We start from the raw sequence: 8,665 nt of genomic DNA on the forward strand, positions 1-8,665 counted from the left end.
GCGGGCATTGCCTGCGGCACCATCCTTGCGGCCTCGGCGGCCGGGGTTGATGCGGTGGATTGCGCGATGGATGCGCTTTCGGGCAATACCTCGCAGGCGACCCTTGGCACCGTGGTCGAAGCCCTCCAGCACACTGATCGGGACACCGGGCTTGATATCGGCGCGATCCGCGAAATCTCGGACTATTGGGAAACCGTGCGCGGCCATTACAGCGCCTTTGAAAGCGGGCTACAGGCCCCCGCTTCCGAGGTTTACCTGCACGAAATGCCCGGCGGGCAGTTCACCAACCTCAAGGCGCAGGCCCGCTCGATGGGGCTGGAGGAGCGCTGGCACGAGGTGGCACAAATGTATGCCGACGTGAACCAGATGTTCGGCGATATCGTGAAGGTGACGCCCTCTTCCAAGGTTGTGGGGGATATGGCGCTGATGATGGTGAGCCAGGGCCTCACCCGCGCCGAGGTGGAAGACCCCAAGCGCGAGGTGTCCTTCCCCGACTCGGTGATCGACATGATGAAGGGCAACCTTGGCCAGCCCCCCGGTGGGTGGCCCGAAGCCTTGCAAAAGAAGGCCCTCAAAAACGAAAAGCCCCTCACCGAACGCCCGGGCAAACACCTGACGCCTGTGGATATAGAGGCCGTTCGCGCCGAACTGGCCGAGAAGCTGGGCACCGAGATCGACGACGAGGATCTCAACGGTTACTTGATGTATCCCAAGGTTTTCACCGATTACGCCGCGCGCCATGAAGACTATGGCCCGGTGCGCACCCTGCCGACCGATGTGTATTTTTATGGCATGGAACCGGGGGAGGAAATTTCGGTCGAGATCGACCCCGGCAAAACCCTAGAAATCCGGCTCGCCGCCATAAGCGAACCCAGCGAAGAAGGCATCAAACGTGTGTTCTTTGAGCTGAACGGCCAGCCGCGCGCCGTTCGCGTCGCCGACCGGCGCGCCGGGGCCACCGTGCAGGCGCGCCCCAAGGCCGAGCCTGGCAACGCCAACCACATCGGCGCGCCGATGCCCGGCTCCGTGGCCTCTGTTGGCGTGAAAGAGGGCCAGAAGGTCAGCGCGGGCGATCAGCTGTTGACGATCGAAGCGATGAAAATGGAAACCGGCCTGCATGCCGAGCGTGACGCGGTGATCAAGGCCGTGCATGTGAAGGCCGGTGAGCAGATTGACGCGAAGGACCTGCTGATCGAGCTGGAATAACCCCGGTTTTCCCTTGCCACCTCCGCTCTGGTCTGGCTCACATGGCGGGACCAGAGGAGGCGCATTCATGTTTGCGATCACATCCATCTACGCGGGCGTTTTGGGGCTGTTCTTCGTGGGCCTCAGCTACGCCATCACGATAACCCGCCGCAAACTGGCTGTTTCGCTTGGCGATGGCGGTGATGAACGGTTGCAACGCCAGGTGCGCGCGCAGGCCAACTGCGCCGAATACCTCCCTCTTGGCCTGATCCTGCTTGCTCTCGCCGAGGCGCAGGGTGCCCCCGCGATTGCCGTGCATTTGCTGGGCCTCGGGCTGCTCGCAGGCCGCCTGTTGCACGCCGCAGCTTTCCTTGGCGCGGCGATGTCCCTGCCGCTGCGCATTGCGGGGATGGTCCTTACCTTCCTCACTATCGCCGCTACCGCCGCAGGCTTGCTGCTGCACGGTTTTTTCTGAGCGGTTCGCCCGGCGCTCGCCGGCCCTGAACCGATCTTCCCCGCACGCCCTTCGCGCCGCACCAGCATTTTTTCGCCAAAGCGGCCAACTTTGTGCTTGAACCCCACCGCCGCCCTCGCTAAATCACCGCTACTCAAAGGACGCGGGCGTAGCTCAGGGGTAGAGCATAACCTTGCCAAGGTTAGGGTCGAGAGTTCGAATCTCTTCGCCCGCTCCATTGAGTTTCATGACTTGCAGGTCATTGCAGGCCATTCCCCTCCCCCAGATCAACCCTCTTTCACACATGCAGGTGTGTGCGCTCAAATGTGGCCAGAGAACAGATTCAGGGGCTTGTTCCTCAAATTCGGCAAGCTGCGCGACGTGAGTTTTGACCTGATGCCGCCATTTCCAAGCGTCGCCCTTTACAGGCTGCGGCGTCATAGGTGCGCAAACTTCCGGCTCGTTCCGGACGGGATGATCGCCATGGCGCTTCGGGCGGTGGTGTTTTCCAATAGCCAATCCGCAACAAAGGCTGCGTCAGCCACCAGTGCCGGGTGCAGCACGGCGTTGAACGGAGACGCAACGCCTTTCATGGACAGCACCTGACCCGGTCGAAAGGCCGTTTGCCGAGATCGCCCCCAAGCGGCGCCCGTTATCGGGAAAACACCAATGGCGAGAGGTGAATTTCGTCGGCAAAAACGCGGAAAATCCGGTTTTCAACAGCGCCAGCACAGCCGTATGATAAACGAGGCCTGCGGAGTTGCGTTTTTGGCGTCGATTATTTGTAAGTTGTCTGTTATTGCGGCAAATATTACGTTTATCACCTGTATTTTAAGGCCCCGTTGGGCCATCTACCACTCAAGGGAGGATACCATGAAACAAACACTCGCCGCGCTTCTCGGCGCGACACTTTTCGCTGCGCCTGTGAGCGCGCAAGAAACCGACCTGCTGATCGGTTCGACGTCGGCCTCGTCCAGCCACTATGGCTATTTCGTTGCCGTCGGGCAGCTGATCAACGACAACGCCGAGGGCCTGAAGGCCTCGGTGGTTGAGACCGGTGCGACCATGGACAACATTCGCCGGATGGAGCGCGGCCAGGTCGACCTGGGGCTTGTGACCACGCACAATATGCAACACGCGGTGACCGGCACAAACGCGTTTGAGGGCAAGCCGCAAGACCTGCGCCTGTTGTGGGTTTACACTGTCGCCCCGCAAAACGTTGTTGTGCGCGCGGATGCCGGCGTGAACAGCCTCGCTGATCTGCAGGGCAAGCGTTTCAACCCCGGGATCAAGGGCGGCTCCACCGAAGCCACCACTGAAGCCGTTTTCACGACACTTGGCCTCAGTGCCGACTACGTGCGCGGCTCGACCACCGACATCGTTGGCGCGGTCAAGGATAATCGCCTGGTGGGCTACGTGAAATCCGGGTCCGGCCAAAAGGTTGATGGCTCGACCATGGACATCGCGGTGACGACAGATATCTCGGTCATCGGGCTGACACCCGAGCAAGCCGACACTTTGCGCACCGAAATGCCCGACATCTCCGTTGTGGACATCCCGGCAGGGGCCGCCGAGGGCATTCCCGCCTTCAGCACCTGGGCCTTTGGTGTCGGCGTAGCTGCGCCATCCACCATGGACGATGAAACCGCTTATCAGATCGTTTCCGCGATCATGAATGACGACAGCGCCCAGGCGAACGCTCTGGCCTCACTCAAGGGCGCAGACCTTGCCCAAATGACATTGGACTACGGCACGGCTCCGCTGCATCCGGGTGCGGTGCGTTGGTTCGAAGAACAGGGCATGGACATTCCCGCCAAGCTGAAGGCGGATTGATGACCCTTGCGAACATCCAGAAAAGCCTCGCCATCGTTGTAGGGGCCTTTGTTTTCTACACGGCAGCAACCGGCCCGTTCGAGGGGTTGATCCAACGTGCGCTTTTTCTCGCACTGGTGGCGACTCTGGGGTTCGCACTCTATCCTCTGGGCGCCGGCACACGCTGGCGTCCGGTCGGACTGGCGATAGACCTCGCGCTCTGCACGGTTGTGCTGATTGCGTGTGGCTACGTGGTCTGGAACTACGATGAAATTATGACGTCGCTCCCTTGGGCAACGACAACGGACAAGGTGCTGACTGCGGGTCTTGTTCTCGGTTTTCTGGAACTTGGGCGGCGCGCGGTTGGCCCGATATTTCCGATCCTCGTTCTTGTTGGGCTCGGCTATGCGCTGTTCGGAGATATGCTGCCCGGCCCATTGCGGCATCGCGGCTTTGACACGGCGTTTGTCACCGAGACCATCTTTCTGGGCGACCTCGGCATCTGGGGGATGCTGACCGGCATCGCCGCAACCGTTATCTCGGCCTTCGTCCTGTTTGGGGCGTTGTTGCTGCATTCCGGCGGGGGGCAGGCTTTCATCGACCTTGCCATGCGCCTCGGGGGGCGCCAGCCGGGGGGTGCGGCCAAGATCGCAACCATTGCAAGCGGCCTGTTTGGCATGATTTCCGGATCGGCCGTGGCGAATGTCGCAACCACCGGCAATCTCACGATCCCGATGATGATCAGGCTTGGCTACCCGCGTCCGTTTGCCGCCGCGGTTGAGGCGGTGGCCTCCACCGGCGGTCAGATTGCGCCGCCGATCATGGGCGCCGCAGCCTTCGTGATGGCCGAGATCCTGGGCATGCCCTACACGACGATCATCCTTGGCGCGATCATCCCGGCGATCCTGTTTTACGCCTCGGTATTTGTCACCGTGCATTTCGTGGCCGTACGCCGGAATCTCGCCTTTGTGCCCGAAGACGAATTGCCCGCATGGCCCGCCATTCTTTCTCCGCGCCGCGTGGCACCGATCCTCTGTGCGCTTGGGGGGCTTGGCGTTGGCATCTGGCTCGGACGGTCCATCGCGACAGCCGCGTTCTATGGGATCGTTGGCCTGCTGGTCGCCTTCATTGTCACCGAGATCGGACGCATGGCGCCGCGCCAGATGATCGGCAAGATCATCGACGGGCTTGAAGACGCAGGCAAAGGCATGGTGATCATCGGGGTGCTTCTGGCCGGGGCGCAAGTACTTGTATCCATGATAAACCTGACCGGGATCGGGGTGACGCTATCGTCGCTGATCGTTTCAATGGCGGGTGACAGCGTGCCGCTCGTGGCGCTGATCGTTGGATTGGTCTGCCTGATCATGGGGATGGGCCTTCCAACAACGGCCGCCTACGTTCTGGTTGCCGCCGTGTTGGCGCCCGCGATGACCGCAGTTGGCGTGTCGCCGTTGGCGGCGCACCTCTTCGTATTCTACTTCGCAACGATCTCGGTCATCACGCCGCCAGTCTGTGTTGCGGTGTTTGTCGGCGCGGGCATTGCGGGCACCAATTGGTTGCCTGCCGCCGGACATGCGGTGCGCCTTGGCGCGGTCACCTATCTTGTGCCGTTCCTGATTCTGCTCAATCCTGGCATGCTGATGGAAGGTGGCCCTCTTTCGATCACACAGGCAGCGCTGTCAGGCGCGGCGCTCGTTCTCGCAGTGCCAGCCTTGCTCACCGGCTCGCCACTCATTGGCAACCGGCTCATCGACATCGCCTTGTTGGTGGCAGTGATCGCTCTGGCGCTCTGGCCAAACCTCATCACCCCCATTGTTGCCCTTGTCCTCTTCTTCGGCGCGCGAAAACTGGGTCAGCGCAAGGAAGGGTCCCTCGCATGACACCGTTCAGGATTGGCTGTGGCGCCGGGTTTCAGGGCGATCGGATCGAGCCAGCCGCCGATCTCGCCAACCGGGGCGAACTGGATGTGCTGGTGTTTGAATGCCTGGCCGAACGCACCATCGCCCTGGCCCAGCAAGCCCGGATGAAAGATCCCGAGGCGGGTTACGATCCGCTTCTGGAACGCCGCTTGCGCGCGACCTTGCCCGGCTGTGCCAGGCACGGCACAAAGATCATCACCAACATGGGGGCGGCCAACCCATGGGCCGGCGCCGCAAAGGCTCGCGCCATCCTGGCGGAGCTTGGTCTTTCGCTTAAAGTTGCTGTCGTAACCGGGGATGATGTGTCTGGCAGCATCGCAGACTACTCCCTTGATGAAACAGGCGAAACCGCACAGGCTCTTGGCCCGCGCCTCGTATCCGCAAACGCCTATATCGGCGTTTCCGGAATTGTGGAGGCGCTCGCACAGGGGGCTGACATCGTCATATGCGGCCGGGTTTCCGACCCGGCTCTGTTTCTTGCGCCATTGGTGCACCACTTTGGGTGGGCGTTGGACGATTACGAAAAGCTGGGGCGCGGCACCCTGATCGGGCACCTCCTCGAATGTTCCGCGCAGATCACCGGAGGCTACTTTGCCGATCCCGGCGTCAAGGACGTTCCGAACCTGGCCCATATTGGCTTCCCACTCGCCGAGGTTACCGCGGATGGCAACGCGATCATTACCAAGCTGGACGACACCGGCGGAATGGTTACGCCCGCAACCTGCACCGAACAGTTGCTATATGAAATCCACGATCCCGCGCGCTACATACAACCAGACGTGGTTGCGGATTTTTCCGGCGTCACATTCACGCCGGTCGGCCCCGACCGGGTCGCCATAGGCGGTGCCACCGGGCATCCACCGACAGGAAAGCTTAAGGTATCAGTTGCCTATCGCGATGGGTGGCAGGGAGAGGGGCAAATTTCCTACGCGGGGGTCAATGCCCGCCAGCGTGCCGAACTGGCCCGGTCAATTCTCGAACAGCGCCTGACCGACCCGAAGATCGAGGACTGTCTTGGCCAGCTTAAAGGAAGCGATGACGATATGCGCCTGCGCTATGCCGCCCGGTGCGCCGATGCGGCCACCGCGCAAATGATCGGCGAAGAGGTTGAAGGCCTTTACCTTTGCGGGCCTGCGGCGGGCGGCGGTGTGACAAAGTCTGTCCGCGAAATTGTCGCCATAGCCTCCACGTTGATCCCTTCAGACAGTGTTTTGGTTTCCGCCGAGATCCTGGGAGAAACCCATGAAGCTGCATGACCTGGCCCACGGGCGAACCGGAGACAAAGGCGATACCTCGAACATTTCAGTCATCGCCTATCACGCGGAGGACTTCGACCGCTTGCTCAAGGAGGTCACCGCCGAACGGGTCGCAACGCAGCTCAACCAACCCGCCAGTGCCGTCACCCGCTATGTCTTGCCGCAACTTTGCGCCATGAATTTCGTCATCAAAGGCGCACTCAAAGGCGGTGTCACAAGATCGCTGGCATTGGATGCCCATGGCAAATGCCTGTCGTCAATTCTCTTGGCGATGCCTCTGACAGGCTCGGACACATAAAGAAATCATCTCGCGGACCACATGGGAGCACGCGCTGCGCGTTTGGCCCCTGTTTTAGGCGGGCGACCTGCGCGAATGGCCGCTAGGATTGGTGTTTGATGGGTTTTTGGTGTTCACTTAAAAGCTCGACCAAAAGACAGACCACACCATGCCAGATCCGCACACACTCGATCCTTCCGGCGCTCTGGTAGAGAGGGTTTCCCTTGAACCACTTGCGGCTGGGCCGCTCGATGGGCTCAGCTTCACGGTGAAGGACAACATCGACATTGCCGGTCGAAAGACCTCATATGGCAATCCAACCTGGCGAGATCGGCACCACGCGCCGCGCTACAACGCGCTTTGCGTTGACCAACTTCTGGCCGCTGGGGCGCATTGTGTTGGCAAGGTTGTCGCCGATGAATTCACCTATAGCCTTGACGGAGAGAACCCGTTTTTTGGCACGCCGCGCAATGCAAAGGCCCCTGATCGGATTCCCGGTGGGTCTTCAAGCGGGTCTGCGTCCTCGGTCGCCAATGGCCTGTGCGATTTTTCCATTGGAACCGATTCAGGTGGTTCGATCCGCGTTCCCGCCAGCCTTTGCGGGGTTTGGGGGATGCGCCCATCGTTGCATCGGATATCCGAAGCCGGCGTGCTGCCCTTCATGCCGAGCGTAAGCACGGTTGGTGCCGTTACAGCGCGCTTTGAGCATCTGACTTCAGTGATCCGCGTTTTGTTGCGCAGCAATATGCGCCCACCCGTTCCGTTGCAGCGTATCCTTGTGCTCTCGGACGCGATGGACATTGCCGATGCGCCGGTCCGCATTGCGGCGGAAGCGGCGTTAAACCAAGTGTCCAGCCGCACAGGGCTTGATCTGCAACCGATCAGCTTTGCGCAGATCGTCGGGCAAGACCTGCCCTTGAGCGACTGCAATGAAAACGCTCTTAGAGTGCTGCAATCATTGGAGTTTCAAAACACCGTTGGAAACTGGATCGAGAGTAACGCGCCGGAGATCGGCATGTCTTTTTCCATGGCCTATGAAAATGTGCGCCAGTTAGATCGAAACCAGGTGATCCAGTGCCTTGATACATGCGAGCGCTATTTTGAGGCGATCCAAGCGCTGATGACCTCGGGAACCGTGATCTGCTTTCCGACCACCCCAACCATTGCACCCCTGAAGAACAGTTTGAAATCAATGGAAACCGTGGGCGATTTTTATGGGCGCACAATGTCGATAACGGCTTTTTCGGGCGTCGGACGTTTGCCGGAAATCTCAGCGCCGCTCCTCACGGTCGAGACATGCCCCGTTGGCCTTTCCTTTGCAGCGGGGCACTATCAGGATGAGTTTCTGCTGAGCGCGGTGCAAGAGATGCTTGGCCAGCAAGCGCCGTAAATCACAAGCTGTCTCATTGCCAAATCGCGCCTTGGCGCTCAATCAGTTGCCACACGACACTCTTCACATTTGGGTGCGGGTATCGCTGAACGCTCGTTATCTCACCGTGCCCGCGCCCCCCCTTGCCCGCACTGTTCCACCTTCCCGGATCTGCCCCTTCCATTGCCTTTACGACCGCTTTCCAGGTGCAACCATTGGGATCTGCCCGCGCTGCGGGGACTTGCCGAGCCTCAGATTCACGCGCTCGGGCGGTTGTTTCACTGCGTTTTTCCGCTAGGCTTAGGGTATTGCTCGTGCCCAAAGGATTTGAATTATGTGGGATTTCAAACCAGCCCTCTCGTGGGGGCTCCTAAGGCAGACTGCCGGTTTCAC

8 protein-coding genes and 1 tRNA gene are annotated in these 8,665 nt (G+C 60.4%); 8 read left to right on the forward strand and 1 reads right to left on the reverse strand.

Annotation, left to right across the window (positions count from 1 at the left end; translation table 11 throughout):
• From P1U55_RS10975 to P1U55_RS10985, 3 genes are all read left to right on the forward strand, one after another.
• Positions 1 to 1,206: biotin/lipoyl-containing protein (locus P1U55_RS10975; protein ID WP_301047622.1), on the forward strand; the 1,206-nt coding region annotated here is incomplete at its 5' end.
• A gap of 67 nt (positions 1,207 to 1,273) precedes the next feature.
• Positions 1,274 to 1,660: an MAPEG family protein gene (locus P1U55_RS10980; RefSeq protein WP_301047623.1), complete on the forward strand. Its 387-nt coding sequence runs from the start codon at positions 1,274 to 1,276 to the stop codon at positions 1,658 to 1,660.
• Positions 1,661 to 1,802: 142 nt separating this feature from the next.
• Positions 1,803 to 1,877: transfer RNA gene (locus P1U55_RS10985), tRNA-Gly, on the forward strand.
• A gap of 199 nt (positions 1,878 to 2,076) precedes the next feature.
• Here P1U55_RS10985 and P1U55_RS10990 read toward each other — a convergent pair.
• The gene (locus tag P1U55_RS10990) at positions 2,077 to 2,232 is read right to left on the reverse strand and encodes a hypothetical protein (protein ID WP_301047624.1); all 156 of its coding nucleotides are present in this window, start codon (positions 2,230 to 2,232) and stop codon (positions 2,077 to 2,079) included.
• A gap of 76 nt (positions 2,233 to 2,308) precedes the next feature.
• Between P1U55_RS10990 and P1U55_RS10995 the strand changes: the two genes are divergently transcribed.
• The 5 genes from P1U55_RS10995 to P1U55_RS11015 all read left to right on the forward strand — a co-directional run bounded on the left by P1U55_RS10995 (position 2,309) and on the right by P1U55_RS11015 (position 8,293).
• On the forward strand, positions 2,309 to 3,472 hold the full coding sequence (locus P1U55_RS10995; RefSeq protein ID WP_301047625.1) for a TAXI family TRAP transporter solute-binding subunit: 1,164 nt from the start codon (positions 2,309 to 2,311) through the stop codon (positions 3,470 to 3,472).
• Positions 3,472 to 5,331, forward strand: coding sequence for a TRAP transporter fused permease subunit (locus P1U55_RS11000; RefSeq protein ID WP_301047626.1), 1,860 nt, complete (start codon positions 3,472 to 3,474; stop codon positions 5,329 to 5,331). Before P1U55_RS10995 ends, P1U55_RS11000 begins: the two co-directional genes overlap by 1 nt.
• Positions 5,328 to 6,626 carry an acyclic terpene utilization AtuA family protein gene (locus tag P1U55_RS11005; protein ID WP_301047627.1) on the forward strand — a complete coding sequence of 433 codons (1,299 nt, stop codon included), beginning with the start codon at positions 5,328 to 5,330 and terminating at the stop codon, positions 6,624 to 6,626. The genes P1U55_RS11000 and P1U55_RS11005 overlap by 4 nt, the downstream gene beginning before the upstream one ends.
• Positions 6,613 to 6,924: a hypothetical protein gene (locus P1U55_RS11010; protein WP_301047628.1), complete on the forward strand. Its 312-nt coding sequence runs from the start codon at positions 6,613 to 6,615 to the stop codon at positions 6,922 to 6,924. The genes P1U55_RS11005 and P1U55_RS11010 overlap by 14 nt, the downstream gene beginning before the upstream one ends.
• A gap of 148 nt (positions 6,925 to 7,072) precedes the next feature.
• Positions 7,073 to 8,293: an amidase family protein gene (locus P1U55_RS11015; RefSeq protein WP_301047629.1), complete on the forward strand. Its 1,221-nt coding sequence runs from the start codon at positions 7,073 to 7,075 to the stop codon at positions 8,291 to 8,293.
• Positions 8,294 to 8,665: the final 372 nt, after the last annotated feature.

The sequence above is a fragment of the Vannielia sp. genome (genome assembly GCF_029212645.1).
Taxonomy (GTDB): Bacteria; Pseudomonadota; Alphaproteobacteria; order Rhodobacterales; family Rhodobacteraceae; genus Vannielia.